The following is an 18,211-nucleotide window of genomic DNA, read 5'->3' as shown; positions in this document are numbered from 1 at the left end:
CGCGCTGCTGCCCGCCGCGACCGCCTCGGCGGCCGACGCCGTGAACACGTTCAAGAACCAGGCGACCAACCGCTGCATCGACGACACCGACAACGGCTTCCGCACCTGGGACTGCAACGGCTCCACCCCGCAGAACTGGATCGTCCACAAGTGGGGTGACGGCACTGTGCAGTTGAAGAACGCCTTCACCAACCGCTGCATGTACGACAGCGACCAGGGGTTCAAGACCGCGAACTGCGACTCCAGCACCAACCAGAGCTGGCTCGTGCACAAGTGGGGCGACAACACCATCGAGCTGCGGAACCAGGCGACCAACCGCTGCATCGACGACAGCAGCGCCGGCTTCCGCACCTGGTCGTGCAACTCCGGCCAGAACCAGAGCTGGTTCTGACACCTGCGGGCGCTCCGGTGCCGCCGTGGTCCAACGGCGGCACCGGAGCGCGCTGTTGAGGTGATGCGGTCCGTCGGTCGTCGGCCGGGCTCAGTACCATCCACGGATGTCCTGGATACGACGTCATAGGCGCAAGCAGGAGCCGCCGGCGCAGCGGCTGCCCGACCTGGAGTTCCTCGCCCTGGTCAGGGCCGGGCTCGAAGAGTTCGCGCCAGGAACGGCGCAGGGCGCCCAGCTCAAGGGCAACTCCTTGATCAGCCCGGACGGTTGGGCGGTGGCCGTGGCCCCGCCGCACCACGGGGGCGGCCACCACTACGACCTCGTCGCGCTGCCGGACGTCAGTATCCAGCCGGATGTGCCGTGCTTCATGGACTGCGTCGTGTCGATGTCCGCCGATCCGCAGGACGCGGCGAACACCTGGGTGCAGACGGCGGGCGCCTGCCTGCTCGAACTCCTCGACCGCAAAGAGCAGTTCGCGAACCACGCCGGCCCCGACGCCAGGCGCGGCGTGCCCGGCTGGCACATGATCACGTCGGGTGCGGTCGGTCTCGGAACCGATGTCGACGAGAACCGGCGCCTACAGGGCGCGCTGCTGGAAGCGAACGTGCTGCACCGCATCGCGGACTCGTTCACCGCGGACCTGGAGTCGCCCTTCTTCAACGGCGTCAAGGTCTTCTACGGCGGTCGCCCCGGCGCGATGCAGGCCGAGATCCGCGTCAACGGTGAGCGCCACGAAGCCGCTTCGGCGGCGATGACGGCACTCGGCCTGCCCGAGCCGACGGCATTCACGGCCGTGCGGTCGTACGCGCTGCTGCTGCCGCTGTCGGAGGACGAGCCCAACGACTCGACAACGGCCTGACCCGATCTCTCTCCTGGCCCGCTGACGTCGTCATCGGCGACCGCGGTTGAATGACGGTGCGTGAAGACCGTCCCTGATGTCGACGACCAACGGAGGAGTGTCCCAGTGGACTTGGTGCACGAGGCATTGGCAGGCAATCGCTATCCCGGGCGCGGTGTGCTGTGGGCGCGGACCCTCGGTGGCGCGTTGTGCGGCGCCTACTTCCTCACCGGACGTAGCGCCGCCTCCAAGGCCCGTGTCCTGCGCAGAGGGGACGGAGAGGTGATCGTCGCGCCGACCGGCGAGTCGGCTCACGATCCGCTGCGGCACTATGTCGCGGCGCGCGAGCTGGGTGGCTGGCTGGTCTTCGGCAACGGAGAACAGGTCGCCGTGGTGTCGGACCTGCTCCAGGAGAGGCGCACGCCGACGGAGGCGATGGCAGGCCTGGAGTACGAATCCGACCCGCCGATCTTCACACCCCGCATCACGGTGGTGGCCGATCTGAGCGTGGGACAGGACGCCTGGTTCGGCGCTGCCCGTCGCAGCGCCGGCGGCAGGGCGTCGGCCGACGTACTGACGCTCGCCGTCCGCGACCTGGATCCCGGCGACGCCGTCCTGATGACGACGTACCGATCCGACGGACACCAGGTCGCCACCGGAGAGCCGTTCCTCGAAACCCGGACCGGAGCAGCCGACCCGGCAGAGCTCCTGGAAGAGGTGTGGGGTGCGCTGACACCGGAGTTCCGAGTGGCAACGGCGGTCTTCGAACCGGGTCGGCTGGCCGAGGCCGCCATCCGGCACGAGGCAACCGCGGGGGTGTGACCACCCGTCCACTGGGGTGCGCGATCAGTGATCCACGGTCTGGGTTTCGCGGTCGGCTCCGGACGTGCGCCAACTGGGCGGCGATTTCACCATCGAATGTCGTGAGTCGTGGCGGACCCGCTCACATGTACCAGCCGCCGTTGACGCCGATCTGCTGGCCGGTGATGAATCCCGCCCGGTCGGAGCAGAGGAAGGCGCAGGCGGCCGCGATGTCGTCCGGCGTTCCGGCGCGGCGCACCGGGGTCATGCCGGCGACGGTGTCGACGCCGATGAAATCCCCGCGCTTCTCGGCCTCGCGGGCCATCGGTGTGTCGACGATCGAGGGCGGGACGGTGTTGGCGGTGATTCCTTCCGCGGCCAGTTCGACCGCGAGAGCTTTGGTCAGGGCGATGACGCCGCCTTTCGCGGCGACGTAGTGGGCCATGTTCGGGGCACCGTGCTGGGCGCTGGAGGAGGAGATGGTGACGATCCGCCCCCACTTCGCGGCACGCATGTCGGGGACGACGGCCTGAACGCAGGTGAACGTGCCGGTGAGATTGACCGCCAGCACCCGGTCCCAGGCATCGGGCGTGATGTCGGTGACGGGGGCGAACGTCTCGACGCCCGCGCTCGTGACGATGACGGTGATCGGACCGTACGCCTCGCGGACCGCCTCGATCGCCGATGCGACGGCATCGCGGGAGGAGACGTCGCAGGCGTAGGCCGTGGCTTCCGCGCCGGTCTCCCGGAGTCGGGCGGCGGCCGACTCGGCGGCCTCGGCCCGCCGGTCGAGCAGGGCCACCCGGTGTCCTGATGCGGTCAGATGGCGTGCGACCGCGAGCCCGATCCCCGACGCCGCTCCGGTGACCACGGCGGTTCGGGGGCCCGCCGAGGTGATGTCTTTGCTGGGGTGCATTGACCTTCCTCGCCGTCAGCCGACCGGGGTGTAGCCGAGGTGCAGGGCAGTCAGACCGCGCAGGATGTAGGTGGGTTCATAGCTGAGCCGACGGTCGGAGACCGGGCCGTGCTCCGCCTCGTCGAGGTGGATGTCGGCCATGCGGTCCAGCAGCCGTTCGACGCTCACCCTCGCCTCGACCCGCGCCAACGGGCTGCCGGGGCAGGCGTGGACGCCACGGCCGAACGCCAGGTGCTCGCGTGCGTTCGGCCGGTCGACGCGGAATTGGTCGGGATCCTCGAAGTGGGCCGGGTCACGGTTGACGGCGCCGTTGAGCAGCATCACGGTGGTGCCCGCGGGCAGGTCCACGTCGTGCAGCGTGGTGGACCGGCGGACGAGGCGGAAGTCGGACTTGACCGGGCTCTCCATCCGCAGTGTCTCCTCGACGAAGGCCGGGACGAGACTGCGGTCCTCGCGCAACAGGGCCTGCAGATCGGGGCGTTCGGCGAGGACGAGCATCACGGAGCTGAGCAGCCGGGCCGTGGTCTCCTGGCCGGCGGCGAACAGGAACGTGGCCACCCGGACCACGTCCGTGACGTCGGGCGTCGATCCGTCCGGGAACGTCGCGGTGGCCAGCGCGGTCAGCACGTCGGCGCGCGGCTCGCGCCTGCGTTCCCGGACGAACGAGCCGAACTGCTCCTCCAGGAACTCCAGCGCGTTGCCGGACACGGCCTCGTCCGGGACCAGGGATCCCACCTTCTGGAGGCCGAGCCGGACGCGGAACGGCTCGTGGAACTCCTCGGGGACACCCAGCAGATCCGCTATCACGAGCAGGGCGAACGGCTGGGCGTACTCCCTCAGCAGCTCGACCCGCCCGCGGTCGGCGAACTCGTCGATCTGCCGGTCGGCCAGCCGCCACATGAACTCCTCGTTCTCCTTCAGCCGCCGGGGCGTCAGAAGGCGGGCCAGCAAAGCGCGCTGAGCGGTGTGCAGTGGCGGGTCCATCGTCACCATGTGCTCGCTCATGGGCAACTGCTCGCGCACCCGCTCGATCAACGGCCCGATGTCGTCGCCCTCGGGTTCGGCGGGCAGTCCCGGGAACGGGCCCGTCACCGAGTTGCAGGAGGAGAAGGTCTCGTGGTCGCGGTAGACCCGCACGGCCTCGTCGTAGCCGGTGACGGCCACGACGCCGTGGTGGGACTCCCGGTGCACCGGGCAGCGTCCCCGAAGGTGCTCGAAGTAGGGATACGGATCGTCCACGACCGATCCGTCCGTGAAGAAGTCGGTCCTGTCGAAGTCGGGCACTGCGTCCTCCCCTGGGGCCGCACCCGTGGCACGGATGCTGGACGGTCGTACAGCAATGCTGGACATATGCTTAGCGCCGGGGTCCTGAGCCGTCAAGGCATGCGGCGCGGGGCGGAGTTACGCCTACGGAACGGAGGCCGTGTGACGTCGTCACCCCGCCGCTACGGTTCGCCCGACGCCAAGAACCGCGGTGTTCTGCTGGACGCCGCCGAGGAACTGCTCCTGGCGGAGGGCTACTCGGCCGTGACCGCACGCCGCGTCGCCGCGCAGGCCGAGCTCAAGCACCAACTCGTGCACTACTACTTCCACACCATGGACGACCTCTTCCTCGCCCTGTTCCGCCGTCGCGCCGAACAGGGACTGGAACAGCAGGCCGCGGCACTCGCCTCCGACCGGCCGCTGCGAGCCCTGTGGGCGTTCAGCACCGACCCGGCCGGCGCCTCGCTGACCATGGAGTTCATGTCGCTGGCCAACCACCGCGAGGCCATCAGGACCGAGGTCGCCCACTACGCCGAGCGACTACGCGCGGCGCAGGCCGAGGCCCTCCCGGGAATCCTGCGACGCTATGGAGTTCCGCCCGAGACCTGTCCCCCGATCGTGCTGGTCTTCCTCACCACCTGCGTCGCCCGAGTCCTGGTCCTGGAGGACCGCCTGGGCATGTCCGCCGGCCACGACGAGACGCGCGCATACGTGGAAGACCTGATCCAGCGCTTGGAAGGGGACAGGACACCTCGGCCAGAAGCGCACTGACGGCAGATGCCCAGAGGACCGCACCCATCGGGAGGCGCCCACCAGGGCGCACAGCTCTTGGCACTCGCACCGGGCCTCACGGTCCACGAAAATGCTTTCGCCGACGAGGGCTCCCGTCCTATCGTCTGACCTCGTGATCAACAACGGCGTTCCGCTGCCCCCGACGGTCTACCCCATCGCCAAGGGACGTGTGTGGGCCATGCTGGCCGGCTCTCTCGTCTTCGTCGCTCTGGGCATCGGTTTCCTGGTCGCCCACAGCACCGTGAAGATGACTGCGGCAGGGGCAGTGGCCGTGCCTTTCTTCGGGTTGTGCTCGGTGATCATCGGTCGGCGTCTTCGCCGAGACAGGCCGGAGTTGATGCTGGACGACACAGGGGTGGATCACGAGAGGCTGGGCCGGTTCCGCTGGGACGAGATAGCCGCCGTACGGATACGCGAACAGCGCGTACGCAACGCCTCGCAGCGGTTCATCGAGCTCGTACTGCACGATCCGGATGCCTATCTGGCCCGAGCACCCAAGCTCGTCCGCAGCACCGCGTCCATGAACGCCCGGCTCGGTTTCGGTCCGGCCGTCATGGCCACGAACACCTTGCCCGTACCGCCTGAGACGATCCTGGACGCGATGCGGCGCCACTGCCCAGGACTCGCAGTACAGCGCTGAGCGCCTCCGTCGGCATCTTCCGCCCTCGGTCCTCGGCCCTCGGTCAGGCTCTCTCAGGATCGGCCGAGGGCGTGATCGGCCTGGACGAGTTCCGTGTGGTTCCCCCGCTCGCCTGACCGTCGGACGTGTGGGTCCAGCTGGCAAGGATGTCGAGGGCTTCCGCGGAGGGTGAGGCGGGTTCGGGGGTGAGGACGGTGAGGTTCTGGTCGGGGTCGCCCTCGACGGTCAGGACGACGTAGTCGAGGGTGAGGTCGCCGACCAGTGGGTGGTGGAGGCGTTTGGTGCCGGTGGTGTGGGCGAGGACGTCGTGGTCGGCCCACATCCGGCGGAAGACCTCGCTGTGCACGGACAACTCCCCGATCAGCTCGGTGAGTTGGGGGTCGTCGGGGTGGCGTCCTGCGTACAGGTGCAGGGTGGCCACGCAGTCGCCGGCGGCCGTGTCCCAGTAGTCGGCGTACAGGGCGCGGGCGGCCTCGTCGAGGAAGACGTAGCGGGCGAAGTTGCGCTCGCGGTGGGGCCGGTCCTGGAAGTCGGTGAAGAGGGCGTAGCCGAGGCGGTTGGCGGCCAGGACGTCCATGCGTCGGCCCAGGACGATCGCGGGAGTGGCGAGTGAGTCCAGCGCCCGGTACACGACCGGGCGTACCCGCTGGGGGCTGAGCGGCCGTCTGCGGCGGGAGCGGGTCGCGGTGGGCTGGGCCAGGTCGAAGAGGTGGGCGCGTTCGGTGTCGTCGAGCTGCAGGGCGCGGGCGACGGCTTCCAGCACGGCGTCGGAAACGCCCTGCGTCCGGCCGCGTTCCAGGCGGACGTAGTAGTCGACGCTGACCCCGGCGAGTTGGGCGACCTCCTCGCGGCGCAGCCCCGGGACCCGGCGGACGCCCGGGTGCGGGGCGAGTCCTGCCCGCTCGGGGGTGATCCGGGCCCTGCGGGTGCGCAGGAACTCGCGGATCTCGGTGCTGCGGTCCATGAATCCACCGTACGGCCGACCCGGGGCGTGGGCGGTCCGGAGAGGGGTACTGCCGGACCCCCGGTGGAGGGGTGCCTGTTGTGGCGGTCCGGGCGGGGGCGGCTGGTGGTTGCCTGGATCACGGGCCCACCGCACCGCATGTCCAGCCAAGAGAACAGGACACCCCCATGAGTTCCCCGACCGCATCGAAGCTGGCCGGTACCGTCGTGCTCGTCACCGGCGCGAGCAGCGGTATCGGCGCCGCCACCGCCCGCCGGCTGGCCGAGCACGGGGCCTCCGTGGCGCTCGTGGCCCGGCGCGAGGACCGGTTGGACGGCCTCGCCGCCGAGATCGAGAAGGCGGGCGGCACCGCGCTGGCGGTGGCGGCGGACATCACCGACCGCGCCCAGGCCGAAGCCGCAGTACAGCGGACCGTCGAGCACTTCGGACGACTGGACACCCTCGTCAACAACGCCGGACTGATGCTCCTGGGCCCGGTCCTCGGCGCGGACGCCGAGGAGTGGGACCGGATGATCGCCGTCAACATCCAGGGCCTCCTCCACACCACCCACGCCGCCCTCCCGCACCTGATCGAGGCGGCCGACGAGGGACCGCGCCGGGTCGCCGACATCGTCAACATCAGCTCGATCGCCGGCCGCGTCGCGTGGAACGGGTACGGCGTCTACAACCTCACCAAGTTCGGCGTGAACGGCTTCACCGAGTCCCTGCGCCAGGAGGTCACCCGGCGGCACGTCCGTGTCGGCGTCCTCGAACCGGGCGGTGTGGACACCGAGTTGGGCTCGCACAACGCCCACAAGCCCGAGGTCCGCGAAGCGATCGACGCCTTCTACGAGCAGACCGAGGTCCTCGCCCCCGACGACATCGCCGACGGTGTCGCCTACATGGTCACCCGGCCCCGCCACGCCTCCGTCGGCGAGCTGTGGATCATGCCGACCGACCAGGCCTGACCCCCGTCTCACCGACACACCCCACCGAGCGCCGGGCCACGGCGCCTGAAAAAGGAACCCCTCATGAGCAAGGTCATTCTCGTCACCGGTGCCGGACGCGGTCTGGGCAAGGACATCGCCCGCGAGGCCCTCGCCGCCGGCCACCAGGTCGTCGCCACCGGCCGCCGCCCCGATCAGGTCGGGGAGGCTCTGGGCGGACCCCGGGACAACCTGCTGGTCACCAAGCTGGACGTCACCAGCCCGGAGGACGCCGAGGCCGCCGCACAGGCCGCCGTCGACCGCTTCGGCCGCATCGACGTCCTCGTCAACAACGCCGGCAATTTCTTCGCCGGGTACTTCGAGGAGATCACCCCCGCGCAGATGCGCCAGCAGATCGAGACCAATCTCTTCGGCCCCATGAACGTCACCCGCGCCGTCCTGCCCGTCCTGCGTGAGCAGCGTGCCGGGCACGTGATCACGCTCTCCTCGTCCGCCGGTCTGATCGGCCAGGAGTTCTGCGTCGCGTACGCCGCCTCCAAGTTCGGTGTGGAGGGGTGGATGGAGTCGCTGCGCTACGACGTCGAGCCCTACGGCATCCGCACCACGGTCGTGGAACCAGGCTTCTTCCGCACGGAGTTGCTGGTGGACGCCTCCACCACATGGCCCGAACCGACCATCGACGACTACGCCGAGCGCACCACGGCCACCGTCGCGGCCTGGAAGAGCATGAACGGACAGCAGACCGGCGACCCCGCCAAGCTCGCCCGCGCCCTGCTGACCATCGCCGCCCAGGAGAATCCGCCGCTGCGCTTCGTCGCCGGTGCGGACGCCATCGAAAGCGTCGAAGCCAAGGCACGGGACCTCCTCGCCCAGGCCCGGGCCTCCCGCGAACTCGGCGGCGATCTGGCTTACGGCGGCGCCAAGGGCTGAACACCGCACCGGCCCATCACGGCGCACGCGTCGGACGGGTCTGCCCGCCCGACGACCACTGAGCGCAGGCGGGTGACCGATATGTCGCACCCCTCGTCCCCGGCAGCCGCAGAAAGCCGCGCCTTCAGCGATCACGGGTGACGTCACGGTCGGTGAAGGGGTGCTGTCCACGGATCGTCGGACAACGATTGCCGGTGGAGAGCTCCATCATGAAGCGATGGATGATCTCCCTTTGCTGCGGCATGAGTTCTCGGAGAATGACAACGCGTTTCCTACGATGGTGATCAGTGACCACGGCTGGGGCCGGCAGGCCCTTTCCCACCTGGGGCGGGCCATGCGGCGGGTATCCCGGCTGTCAGGTGCGGGCCAGCGCCGCGCGGAGCTTGTTCCGTGAAGTGACGTCGAGCTTGGTGAACACCTTGTGCAGGTGCCATTCGACGGTGCGGGGGCTGATGAACAACTCGGCGCCGATCTCGGAGTTCGACTTTCCGTCGGCGGCCAGCCGGGCGATCTGGGCCTCCTGTGCGGTGAGGACCTCGCGTACGTCGACCGCGCGTTGCCGTACCGACTCGCCGGTGGCGAGGAGTTCGCGGCGGGCCCGCTCGGCGAAGGCGGTCGCTCCGAAGCCGCTCAACATGTCGTAGGCGATGCGCAGTTGCTCACGTGCGTCGATGCGCCGGTTCTCACGCCGCAGCCACTCGCCGTAGACCAGGTGGGTGCGGGCCAGGTGGACGGCGACCCGGCAGCGTCGGAGGTGCTCGATGGCCTCGCGGTAGAGCAGGTCGGCCTCCTCACCGTCGCGGAGCAACGCTCTCGACCGGGCCAGAGCGCCGAGGGCCCAGTGCGTGCCGGCCGCGCCGGCTTGTTCCTCAAGTCGGCGCAGGGCTGCCGCAGCCGCCTCGGGGGCGTCACTGCGCGCGCCCGCCTCGACCAGTTCGAAGAGGGTGAACCCGAAACCCGCGAGTTCCTCGTACTCCCATGCCTGTTCGGCCCTGGCCAGGGCGTCCTGGTAGCGGCCCAGGCCGTTGTACAGCACCGCGATCACGTAGTGGGCCTGTCCGATCGCCCGTCCCTCGCCCCAGATCGTCGCCTCCCGGACCCGGTCGTCGATCCTGTCCGCCACCCGGGGGTCTTCGCCGCGCCAGACGTGGAGGAACGCGCCGGCGTATCCGAGGGGCGAGTTGCCGGTCACCTCCGTCATGGTGTCGGACTCGTCGATCAATGCCGAGGCGAGGTCGAACTCCCCTGCGTGCACATGCTGGACGGCGCGGGAGTTGAGGGCCAGGGGAAGGAAGTTCAGCGCGCCGGTCTCCCGAGCCGTACGGACCGCGCAGATGGCCAGTTCGTGGCATGTCTCGTCGTCCCACAGGTCGTTGGCGACCAGCCAGGTCAGCCAGAGCCAGCGCATGACGTCGTCGTCGCCCCGTTCGGCGGCTTGCCGGAATGCCCGCAGCGCGCGTTTCAACGGCGGCGCACTCTGGACGTAGTCCTCGGTGTACCGCGTGGCCAGACCGTCGAGCAGGAGGTCCGTCAGCCGCGGGGGCCGCGGTGCGCGTGGCGCGGCCCGAGCGGCCTCGGCCACCTCCCGCAGTCGGGCACTGCCGCTGAGGCGACCGGCGACGACCGCTGCGCCGAGTGCTTCGAGGTAGGCCTCACGGGCCTGTCCGTTGTCGACGCCCTCCAACCGTCCGGCCGCGTCGAGCAGCAGCGGCAGCGCTTCTCCGCCGCGTCGGCGCGCGAAGATGATCTGGCCGCGGAGCCGGACCAGCCGTGCGTGCAGGTCCTCGTCCAGCGGGCCTATCTCCGCGGCGGCGAGGAGTTCGAGCGCGGCGTCGGGGGCCCCGGCCTCGAAGGTGGCCTGCGCCGCGGCCACCGCTCTCGTTCCCCGCACGGCCGGATCGGGTGTCAGCTCTGTCGCGCGTCTCAGGAACGCGGCCTCCGCCGCGATACCGCCGCGGGCCTGGGCTCTGGCGGCCGAGCGCTCCAGTTCGGCCGCCAGCGCCTCGTCGGGTTCGACCGCCGCGTGGGCGCGATGCCAGGCCCGGCGGTCCGAGTCGGATGCGGGATCGGTCGCCTCGGCCAGCGCGCGATGCACGTCCCGGCGTACCCCGGGGTCGGCCGCGCGATAGGCCGCCGAGCGGACCAGCGGATGCCGGAACCGTACCTGCGCCCCGAACTCGATCAGCCCGGCCTCCTCGGCCTCCCCCGCGGCGTCCGCCCCGATGTCGAGTTGCTCGGCCACCCGCCGCAGCAGGGGCACGTCCCCCACCGGCTCGGCTGCCGCCGCCAGCAGCAGCCGTTGTGCCGCGTCCGGGAGCGAAACGATTCGCCGGAGGAAGCTCTGTTCGATCTGGCTCGACAGCGGCTGGGTGTCCGGGCGCCCGAATCCGCCTGCCAGCTCGGTCGTGGTCAGTCCTCGCGTCAGTTCCAGCAGTGCCAGCGGGTTGCCGCGGGTCTCGGCGACGATCCGGTCCCGGACGCGTTCGTCCAGGCGGCCGGGGACCACGGAGTCCAGGAGCGCACGCGCGTCGTCGTCGCGCAGTCCGCGGACCACGAGCTCCTTCAGCGTCACCCACGGGTCGTTCCCCGGAGTGCGCGTCGACGTGCGCACCGCGAAGACCAGTGCCACGCGCTCGGCGAGCAGTCGGCGCGCGACGAAGGTCAGCGTCTGCGCGGACACCCGGTCGAGCCACTGGGCATCGTCCACCACGCAGACCAGCGGCTGCTCCTCAGCCACCTCCGCCAGCAGGCTGAGCACCGCCAGCCCGACCATGAAACGGTCCGGCGCGCTTCCCGCACGCAGGCCGAACGCGATGGCCAGGGCATCACGCTGGGGGTCGGGAAGCCGATCGAGCTGCCCCATGACCGGCATGCACAGCTGGTGCAGCCCGGCGAACGCCAGTTCCATCTCGGACTCGACGCCGGTGGCCCGCAGGACCTGGCACCCGGTCGCGCTGCCCGCCAGGTACTCCATCAACGCGGACTTGCCGACACCGGGCTCGCCGCGCAGCACCAGTACCTGGCTCTGCCCCGCCCGGGCGTCGGCCACCACGCGGTCCAGCGCTCCGCACTCGCCGCGCCGGCCCCGCAGCCCGCTGCGAGGAACGCTGCTCGACATCCACCACCTACCGCGCAGGTATCAAGAGTCCGACCCTGATCAACTCGGATCGACCCCATCATGCACCCCTGCGCGCGGCACGGACAATCACCGGACCGCCGCCGTCGAGGCCCGGCGGACACCTCCCCACCTGCTGGTTGCGGCGTGATTGCCACGGGAGATCATCGGGGTTACGACACGGTGCGAAGCCCTCGGAGCAGGTCGATGAGACGCGCCATGTCGCCGTCTCGCGCCGCGTCGAGGAAGGCTTCGAGCAGTTCGTCGTGCTCCGCCGGATCCACTGGTTCGCACCGTTGTCGGGCGAGATGCCTGCGCGCCCGGAGGGCCACTTGCCGCGCGTTGCCCTCGCCGAGTCCGAGCATGTCGGCGATTTCACGGAACGGATATTCGAACGCCTCGCGAAGCACGTATACGGCACGTTCGACGGGAGACAGCCGTTCCGACAGGAGACGGACCGCACTCTCGATCGCTTCCCCGCGTTCGACCTCGTGCACCGGATCGACGGCTTGGAGATCCCGTTCCGGATTCCATCCGCCGACACTGATCTCGCGGCGGGCGCGGGCCGAGGTCGCCGCGTTGAGCGTGACCCGGGTGGTGACGGTCACGAGGAACGCGACCCGATCCCGCACCTGTGCCCGGTCCGCGCCCTGCCAGCGGACCCACACGTCCTGAACGACGTCCTCGGCGTCGACGGCGCGGCCCAGCCTCCGGTAGGCGATCCCGAACAGCAGCGAGCGGACACTCTCGAAGTCCGCTGCCGTCTCGGCCCCCGGGCGGACGAAGGTCGTTGTCGTGTTTCCGGTCGCCTCCGCGCTCGGTGAGGCCGACCGCGGCACGACGTCGATGCTGGACAAGCCCATGACGATCTTCCCCGCTCCTGGTGCGCTGGAGGGCCGGGGCCGGCTCATCGTGCGCCGGGGCCCGGCTCGGTTACCTGGCCACAGTCGTCCGGAGCGGGTGCCGGGCGCACCCGTGGAACCCCTGGTGTACCCCGTGGTGCAGCGCGACCCCCTGGTTCGGGGGGAGTGCGTCCATCCACCCGCACGCCTGGGCGGCAAGGACGGAGGCAAAGACGGAACCACTGTCTAATATAGGACGCTGGCAACATCACACTGTCACCACGAGCGTCACCCACAACATCTATGCATGCAGTGTATAGTCCGGGCCATGCCAGACGGCGTTTTCGACCGTCGGCCCCTTCGTTGCATCCCTGCTGGGATGTCTTGGGTGGTTCGTTCCCCGTTGTCCCCCGCGGCCCAGGCGCTCGGCCGTCGGCGCTCCGCGCCCAGTACGAGAGGTTGCCAGTGAACCCACGTCCGCAGCATGCGCGCCCCACCGCCTCCCCATCCGCCCCGGGTGGTCGACAGCGGTTCGGAAACCTTCGGGCCCTCAGCTTCGGAGCGCGGCTCGCCATGACCGGGGGCCGGGACGGTCGGGTGCGTACCGTCCTGATGGCCGTGGGCATCGGTTTGGGGGTCGCGCTGCTGCTCGTGGCGTCGTCCGTGCCCACTGCCAGACACCAGCGCGACGAACGGATCCACGCCCGGATCGACACCAACCTCGACGGCAGGGTCATCACACCCTCTCGCGGAACCGTGTTGCTCAGTGACATTGACACCGTGTTCCGGGGCAGGGAGATCCGGGGACGGATGCTGGAACCCGAGGGGCCGGCGGCGCCGCTGCCTCCCGGACTCACACGTTTCCCACGCCCCGGGGAGATGGTCGTGTCGCCGGCGCTCCGGAAGCTGCTGGCCGCACCCGGCAACGGCCTGCTTCGCGAGCGCCTCGACCATCCCGTCACGGGAGAGGTCACTGACCGGGGCCTGGTCGATCCCGGCGAGTACGTCTTCTATCTGGGCGGCGAGCACATGGCGGTCGGTGTGAAAGGAGTCGACCGGCTCGACCACTTCGGCAAGGTCTATCCGCAGAAGCCGCTCGACCCCGAACTCACTCTGCTGAGCATCGTCGGGATGGTCGTACTGCTCGCCCCGGTCGCGGTGTTCATCGCCGCGGCCGTCCGGTTCGGCGGCGAGCACCGCGACCGGCGGCTGGCCGCACTACGGCTGGTGGGCGCCGACCGCCGGACGACCGCCCGGATCGCCGCGGGCGAGACGCTGGTCAGCGCACTGATCGGGGTGGCCCTGGGCGCGGTCCTGTTCATGATCGGTCGTCGGTTCATCGAGCTGATGGACATACAGGGGCTCAGTGTCTTCACAGAGGACCTCACCCCGCAGCCCGCTCTGGCCGCGCTCACGGTGGTCGGCGTGGTCGTGCTGGCTCTCGCGGTCACGCGGCTGGCGATGAACGGAGTGGCTGTCGAACCCCTCGGGGTGGTCCGCAGGTCCGGTGGTGCCACGCGACGGTTGGGGTGGCGTATCGCCGTGCCCGTACTCGGCCTACTTCTGCTGAAGGCGTCCGTGGGGAGCGGATCCGACATCCGCGACACCACCAGCGTCGTCCTGGTCGTTGTCGGCATGCTCGCGTTGCTCGTCGGCGTGACCGCCGTGCTGCCCTGGATCCTGGAACAACTCACCGGAGCGCTCGGCGGATTCGGTCCCGTCTCCTGGCAACTGGCGGTCCGCCGACTCCAGTTGAACAGCGAAGCCGCCACCCGCTCGGTCAACGGCATCGTCGTCGCCGTGGCCGGCGCGATAGCACTGCAGACCCTCTTCACCGGCATCGCACACGCTCAGAACGGCAGCAGCGGGGCGGCCAGGAGCAGTTCCGCGCCGAGCACGCAGGCCGCCGTCGCCAGTCTCGACGACGGCAGGGGGTACACGGAGCGGTACGCGTCGGTGTTCTCCTCGACGCCCGGCGTGCAACAGGCCGTCGGCTACGCGGAGTTGTCCGTCAGCACGTCCGACGGCGATGTCCCCCAGACGGTCCGCATCGCGGAATGCGGCCAACTGAGGCTGCTTGCATCGCTGTCCACCTGCGCCGACGGGGACGCCTTCGTCGTCAGCCCGCACGGCGGCGCCGCCGCCGACAGAACCGTGTGGAAGCCGGGCAGCGCGATGCGCATGGACACGAACGGCCCCCGGTGGACGGTGCCTCGGATCACCGCCGCCGTCGAGGCCAGGAGCAGCAATCCGCAAGGTGTCTTCCCCGAGAAGATGCTGTTCGTCACGCCCCGCGCAGCCGGTGCGTCGGCCATGGCCCACGCTGTGAGCACCATCGACATCACGTATGCGACGTCCGGCGCGGACGTCCAGGACCGGCTCCGTACGACAGCCGCCCGGCTGGATCCTTCCTTCGCCGTCGATTTCCCCGCACAGGCCACAGGCGCCACGGCCCTCGACGGGATCAAGCGGGACCTGCTGGCCGGGGTGACCGCGGTCCTGCTGCTGATCGCGGCGAGCATGCTGCTCGGTGCGCTCGAACAACTCCGGGACCGCAAACGCGTCCTGGCTGTGCTCGTCACCTTCGGCACCCCGCGGCGCACTCTCAGCAGCTCGATCCTGTGGCAGACCGCGGTGCCGGTCGCGATGGGACTCCTCGTCGCAGGAGTGGTGGGAACCGCCCTCGGCAACGCCCTGTTGGGACTCATCGGCAGGACACCGGTCTACGACTGGAGCGGCATGCTGGCCATCGCCGGCATCGGGGCTGCCGCCAGCGTTGCGGTGACCGTGCTGACGCTCCCCACCTTGTGGCGGTCCTCGCACCCGGCGAACCTCCGCCACGAGTGACCGGGACAGCGTCCGAGGAGCCGGGCAGGCGCCGTCAGCCGGTGTCGGCGACCGGCAGGTCGGCTCTCGGAGATCCGTCGTTCAGCGCGGAGAGCGCGGCGGCGAGTCTGCCGCGACTGGTGATGCCCAGGCGGGGATAGATGCGGTAGAGATGGGCTCCGACGGTGCGGTGCGAGATGAACAGGCGCTGTCCGATCTCCCGGTTGCTCAGCCCCTGTGACGCGAGCACCGCGATCTGCATCTCCTGGGCCGACAGCCGGTCGCTGGTGTTCGTGTTCCGTCGGCTGCTCGACTCGCCGGCGGCGCGCAACTGCTCACGCGCCAGTTCGGCCCAGGGCCGCGCGCCGACCCGGTCGAACTCGTCTCGGGCGCTGCGCAGCGGGTTCCGGGCGTCGACGTTGCGCCGGTGCCGGCGCAGCCAGAGGCCGTGGTGCAGGTGCAGCCGGGCCCGTGCGAGGGCCCAGCCTGCGGGGAGCGCGGCCAGCGCGGCGGTGTAGCGCTCCCCCGCCGTGTCGTCCGGTGCCAGCACCGCCTCGGTGTAGGCCTGGGCCACCACCATCATCTCCGAGGGCAGTCGGGCGGCCAACTCGGGGAGTCCGTCGAGGAGTTCGCGGGCCTGTCGCACGGTGCCCGCGGCCACCGCGGCATCCGCCAGGTCGGGTGCGAGCAGCCAGCGGCTGACCGAGTGGTAGTGCGGGTCGGCCGGATCGAACGCGCGCGCCAGAGCGTCGTACGCCTCGGTCGGGCGGCCGTCGAAGAGCGCGAGCAGGCCCTCGACCTGCTGCGCCATCACCGCGGCGAACGGCATGCCGGGAAACAGCCGGTGGGCGCGGAGTTCGCCGAGCATCCGCGCCGCGGCCTCGGTCTCCCCGCGCAGCGCGGCCACCAGGCTTCCCGTCGCCTTTACGCCCAGCCAGACGATCCATTCCCCGGTCTCCTCGGCGAGGGCGAGTCCTTCGCCGGACTCCTCCCGGGCCCGATCGAGCTGACCGAGGTACACGCGCGGCCAACTGCCGGCAAGGGAACGGGCGAGCAGCCCGAGTCTCCCCTGCGACCGCCACAGACCGGCCGCCAGCGACAGGTACCGGGCGGCCCTGGTGACGTCGCCCAGGACCATCGCGCCGCTGCCGAGAAAGTGCATGATCCGGCCGTCCTGGTGGTCCGGCCGCAGGGCGTCGAGCCGTGCGAGCACCTCGGCGCCGTGCCGGTACGGCTCGGTGTAGGCCCGTACCGTCAGGACGACGGGGGCGTCCGGATCGGGGTTCCAGCGGTCCAGTTCGGCGGCGGCCAGCGTACGTACCCGGGTGTCGCCGTCCTGGAAGAAGCACCGGGCGGCAGCCCGCCACAGCAGGTTCTCGGCGACTCGTACGTCTCCTGTGTCGAACGCACCGGCCGCCGCGTTGACCATGTCCTCGATCCGGCGGTGCGGGTCGTCGGGTTCGAACGCCGCCTTGTCGGACACGACCATGAGGCGGGCCCGCTCCAATGGGCCGAGTTCGCTCAGGTCGGCCCGGTCCAGCAGCAGCTGGGTGTGGACCCGGTCGTTGATCTCGCTCGCCGACTCCGCCGCCCGGACCAGGAGTTCGGTCCTGCGGCGCGTGTCCTGGACGAGCTCGGCCGCCTGGCGGAAGGCCGGGACGGCCGACGCGAGCTTGCCCCGGGCCAGCGCCGCTTCGGCGAACCCCTCCAGCCGGGCGGCGAGTTCCTCGTCCCGGCCGAGCGTCGCGGCGGCCAGGTGGAGGAGTTGGTGCTCGGGAGTGTCTGCCATGGCCACGGCGATGGCGTGGTGGGTGGCCAAACGATCGGTGACCGTGGCGCGGGTGTAGATCGCCGAACGCATCAGCGGATGCCGGAACTGGAGGGTACGGCCGACCAGCGCGACCAGGCCCGCCTCGACCGCCTCCTGCACCGCGTCCGCGGAGACCGCCGTGTCCCTCAGCCGGCTCGCCACGTCCAGCAGCCGGTTCAGTGGCGCGTTGGGCTCCGCGGCCAGCGCCAGCAGAAGGGTGCGGCACCCCGGGCTCACCGAGTCCGTGCGCGCGGCGAACGCCTCCTCCAGTCGCTGGGTCAGTGGCAGATCGTCGAGTTGCGCGGCCATGTCGAGCGCCGTCTTGGGCAGTTCGACCAGGGCCAGCGGGTTGCCCTCGGCGCGCTCCAGGATGAGGGCCCGTATCGGTGCCGAGAGGTCAGGTGCTCCGGCGTCGAGCAGTTCGGCGGCGTCCGGCAGGGCGAGCGGTCGCACCGGGAGATCCGGCTGCGCGCCGGGGTCGTAGGAGTCGGAGGTGTGGACCCGGGAGGCGGTGATGATCAGTACGGCGAGGTCGCGGGTGCGGCGGGCCACGAATCTCAGGACGTCCCGGCTCGGTGCGTCGATCCACTGCAGATCGTCGACGAGCAGGAGGAGCGGCTGCCGGTCGGCCTCGTCGGCGAGCAGTTCGAGAACGGCGAGCGCGACCTGGAAGATGTGGGGTTCGGTCTGTGTGGCGCTGAACGCGTCGGCCAGCGCCGTCCGGTGCGGGGCGGGCAGCTTCCCGACGGCGTCGGCGACCGGTTGCAGCAGCAGTTGCAGAGCCGCGAAGGGGAGCCACAGTTCGGTCTCCACACCGGCCGCGCCGAGCACCTTGAAACCGCCTTCGGTGGCTTCCGTGCCGACCGTCCGCAGCAGAGCAGACTTGCCGACGCCGGCGGTGCCGTGGATCAACAGCGCGTTGCCACAGCCGTCCGCCGCGTCCGCCAGCAGCCTGCGCAGGACGCGCAGTTCCTCGTCCCGGCCGATCATCGCGCGGGTTCTGGATTCGGCCGCCGGAGGGCCCCGGCTGCTGGGCTGAGCATGTACGGCTTCCTCCGTGCGGGGGTACGTCGCACGACATCCTAGCCTCGGCCCATTACACCCTGATTGCCCGCGCACCATCGGTAGCACGACTCGACCTTCGTCGGCGCTCCGGC

General features: G+C 70.5%; 14 protein-coding genes. 8 read left to right on the top strand and 6 right to left on the bottom strand.

What is annotated here, in order from left to right; translation table 11 throughout:
• The 3 genes from JHN45_RS35135 to JHN45_RS35125 form a co-directional block, all read left to right on the top strand.
• Positions 1 to 391 (top strand): RICIN domain-containing protein (locus JHN45_RS35135; RefSeq protein ID WP_201053245.1); only part of this gene is annotated, 391 nt, incomplete at its 5' end.
• Between the two features lie 106 nt (positions 392 to 497).
• Positions 498 to 1,250, top strand: coding sequence for a DUF6348 family protein (locus tag JHN45_RS35130; protein ID WP_200712459.1), 753 nt, complete (start codon positions 498 to 500; stop codon positions 1,248 to 1,250).
• A 105-nt stretch (positions 1,251 to 1,355) separates the two neighbouring features.
• Positions 1,356 to 2,051, top strand: coding sequence for an IMP cyclohydrolase (locus tag JHN45_RS35125; protein ID WP_307783289.1), 696 nt, complete (start codon positions 1,356 to 1,358; stop codon positions 2,049 to 2,051).
• 121 nt (positions 2,052 to 2,172) lie between these two features.
• Here JHN45_RS35125 and JHN45_RS35120 read toward each other — a convergent pair whose 3' ends face one another.
• Positions 2,173 to 2,946, bottom strand: coding sequence for an SDR family NAD(P)-dependent oxidoreductase (locus tag JHN45_RS35120; protein ID WP_200712458.1), 774 nt, complete (start codon positions 2,944 to 2,946; stop codon positions 2,173 to 2,175).
• A 15-nt stretch (positions 2,947 to 2,961) separates the two neighbouring features.
• Positions 2,962 to 4,230, bottom strand: coding sequence for a cytochrome P450 (locus tag JHN45_RS35115; RefSeq protein WP_307783288.1), 1,269 nt, complete (start codon positions 4,228 to 4,230; stop codon positions 2,962 to 2,964).
• 141 nt (positions 4,231 to 4,371) lie between these two features.
• On the opposite strand from JHN45_RS35115, the gene JHN45_RS35110 reads away from it, so the two are divergent.
• Both JHN45_RS35110 and JHN45_RS35105 read left to right on the top strand, forming a co-directional pair.
• Positions 4,372 to 4,980 carry a TetR/AcrR family transcriptional regulator gene (locus JHN45_RS35110; RefSeq protein ID WP_200712456.1) on the top strand — a complete coding sequence of 203 codons (609 nt, stop codon included), beginning with the start codon at positions 4,372 to 4,374 and terminating at the stop codon, positions 4,978 to 4,980.
• A 133-nt stretch (positions 4,981 to 5,113) separates the two neighbouring features.
• Positions 5,114 to 5,641, top strand: coding sequence for an STM3941 family protein (locus JHN45_RS35105; RefSeq protein ID WP_307783287.1), 528 nt, complete (start codon positions 5,114 to 5,116; stop codon positions 5,639 to 5,641).
• Between the two features lie 43 nt (positions 5,642 to 5,684).
• Here the strand turns inward: JHN45_RS35105 and JHN45_RS35100 are convergent, their stop codons facing one another.
• A complete protein-coding gene (locus JHN45_RS35100; protein ID WP_200712455.1) occupies positions 5,685 to 6,605 on the bottom strand; it encodes a helix-turn-helix transcriptional regulator in 921 nt (306 codons plus the stop codon).
• A gap of 167 nt (positions 6,606 to 6,772) precedes the next feature.
• On the opposite strand from JHN45_RS35100, the gene JHN45_RS35095 reads away from it, so the two are divergent.
• Together JHN45_RS35095 and JHN45_RS35090 are read left to right on the top strand one after the other, a co-directional pair.
• Positions 6,773 to 7,552, top strand: a complete 780-nt coding sequence (locus JHN45_RS35095; protein WP_201053243.1) for an SDR family NAD(P)-dependent oxidoreductase — start codon at positions 6,773 to 6,775, stop codon at positions 7,550 to 7,552.
• Between the two features lie 63 nt (positions 7,553 to 7,615).
• On the top strand, positions 7,616 to 8,461 hold the full coding sequence (locus tag JHN45_RS35090) for an SDR family oxidoreductase (RefSeq protein WP_200712454.1): 846 nt from the start codon (positions 7,616 to 7,618) through the stop codon (positions 8,459 to 8,461).
• Positions 8,462 to 8,816: 355 nt separating this feature from the next.
• Here JHN45_RS35090 and JHN45_RS35085 read toward each other — a convergent pair whose 3' ends face one another.
• Together JHN45_RS35085 and JHN45_RS35080 are read right to left on the bottom strand one after the other, a co-directional pair.
• Positions 8,817 to 11,579: a LuxR family transcriptional regulator gene (locus tag JHN45_RS35085; RefSeq protein WP_200712453.1), complete on the bottom strand. Its 2,763-nt coding sequence runs from the start codon at positions 11,577 to 11,579 to the stop codon at positions 8,817 to 8,819.
• 170 nt (positions 11,580 to 11,749) lie between these two features.
• Positions 11,750 to 12,433 carry a sigma-70 family RNA polymerase sigma factor gene (locus tag JHN45_RS35080; protein ID WP_234468487.1) on the bottom strand — a complete coding sequence of 228 codons (684 nt, stop codon included), beginning with the start codon at positions 12,431 to 12,433 and terminating at the stop codon, positions 11,750 to 11,752.
• A gap of 582 nt (positions 12,434 to 13,015) precedes the next feature.
• On the opposite strand from JHN45_RS35080, the gene JHN45_RS35075 reads away from it, so the two are divergent.
• On the top strand, positions 13,016 to 15,265 hold the full coding sequence (locus tag JHN45_RS35075) for an FtsX-like permease family protein (RefSeq protein WP_201053241.1): 2,250 nt from the start codon (positions 13,016 to 13,018) through the stop codon (positions 15,263 to 15,265).
• 34 nt (positions 15,266 to 15,299) lie between these two features.
• On the opposite strand, the gene JHN45_RS35070 is transcribed toward JHN45_RS35075, so the two are convergent.
• Positions 15,300 to 18,044: an AAA family ATPase gene (locus tag JHN45_RS35070; protein ID WP_201053239.1), complete on the bottom strand. Its 2,745-nt coding sequence runs from the start codon at positions 18,042 to 18,044 to the stop codon at positions 15,300 to 15,302.
• Positions 18,045 to 18,211: the final 167 nt, after the last annotated feature.

Source organism: Streptomyces sp. MBT53 (assembly GCF_016654115.1).
In the GTDB taxonomy this organism is placed as follows: domain Bacteria; phylum Actinomycetota; class Actinomycetes; order Streptomycetales; family Streptomycetaceae; genus Streptomyces.
Note: the sequence above shows the minus strand (reverse complement) of the source record. Positions and strands in the feature narration are given on the sequence as shown.

Coding starts and splice junctions, on each gene's coding strand:
- JHN45_RS35100 (WP_200712455.1), bottom strand. CDS start 6,605: ATGGACCGCAGCACCGAGATCCGCGAGTTCCTGCGCACCCGCAGGGCC.
- JHN45_RS35120 (WP_200712458.1), bottom strand. CDS start 2,946: ATGCACCCCAGCAAAGACATCACCTCGGCGGGCCCCCGAACCGCCGTG.
- JHN45_RS35130 (WP_200712459.1), top strand. CDS start 498: ATGTCCTGGATACGACGTCATAGGCGCAAGCAGGAGCCGCCGGCGCAG.
- JHN45_RS35070 (WP_201053239.1), bottom strand. CDS start 18,044: ATGATCGGCCGGGACGAGGAACTGCGCGTCCTGCGCAGGCTGCTGGCG.
- JHN45_RS35090 (WP_200712454.1), top strand. CDS start 7,616: ATGAGCAAGGTCATTCTCGTCACCGGTGCCGGACGCGGTCTGGGCAAG.
- JHN45_RS35085 (WP_200712453.1), bottom strand. CDS start 11,579: ATGTCGAGCAGCGTTCCTCGCAGCGGGCTGCGGGGCCGGCGCGGCGAG.
- JHN45_RS35095 (WP_201053243.1), top strand. CDS start 6,773: ATGAGTTCCCCGACCGCATCGAAGCTGGCCGGTACCGTCGTGCTCGTC.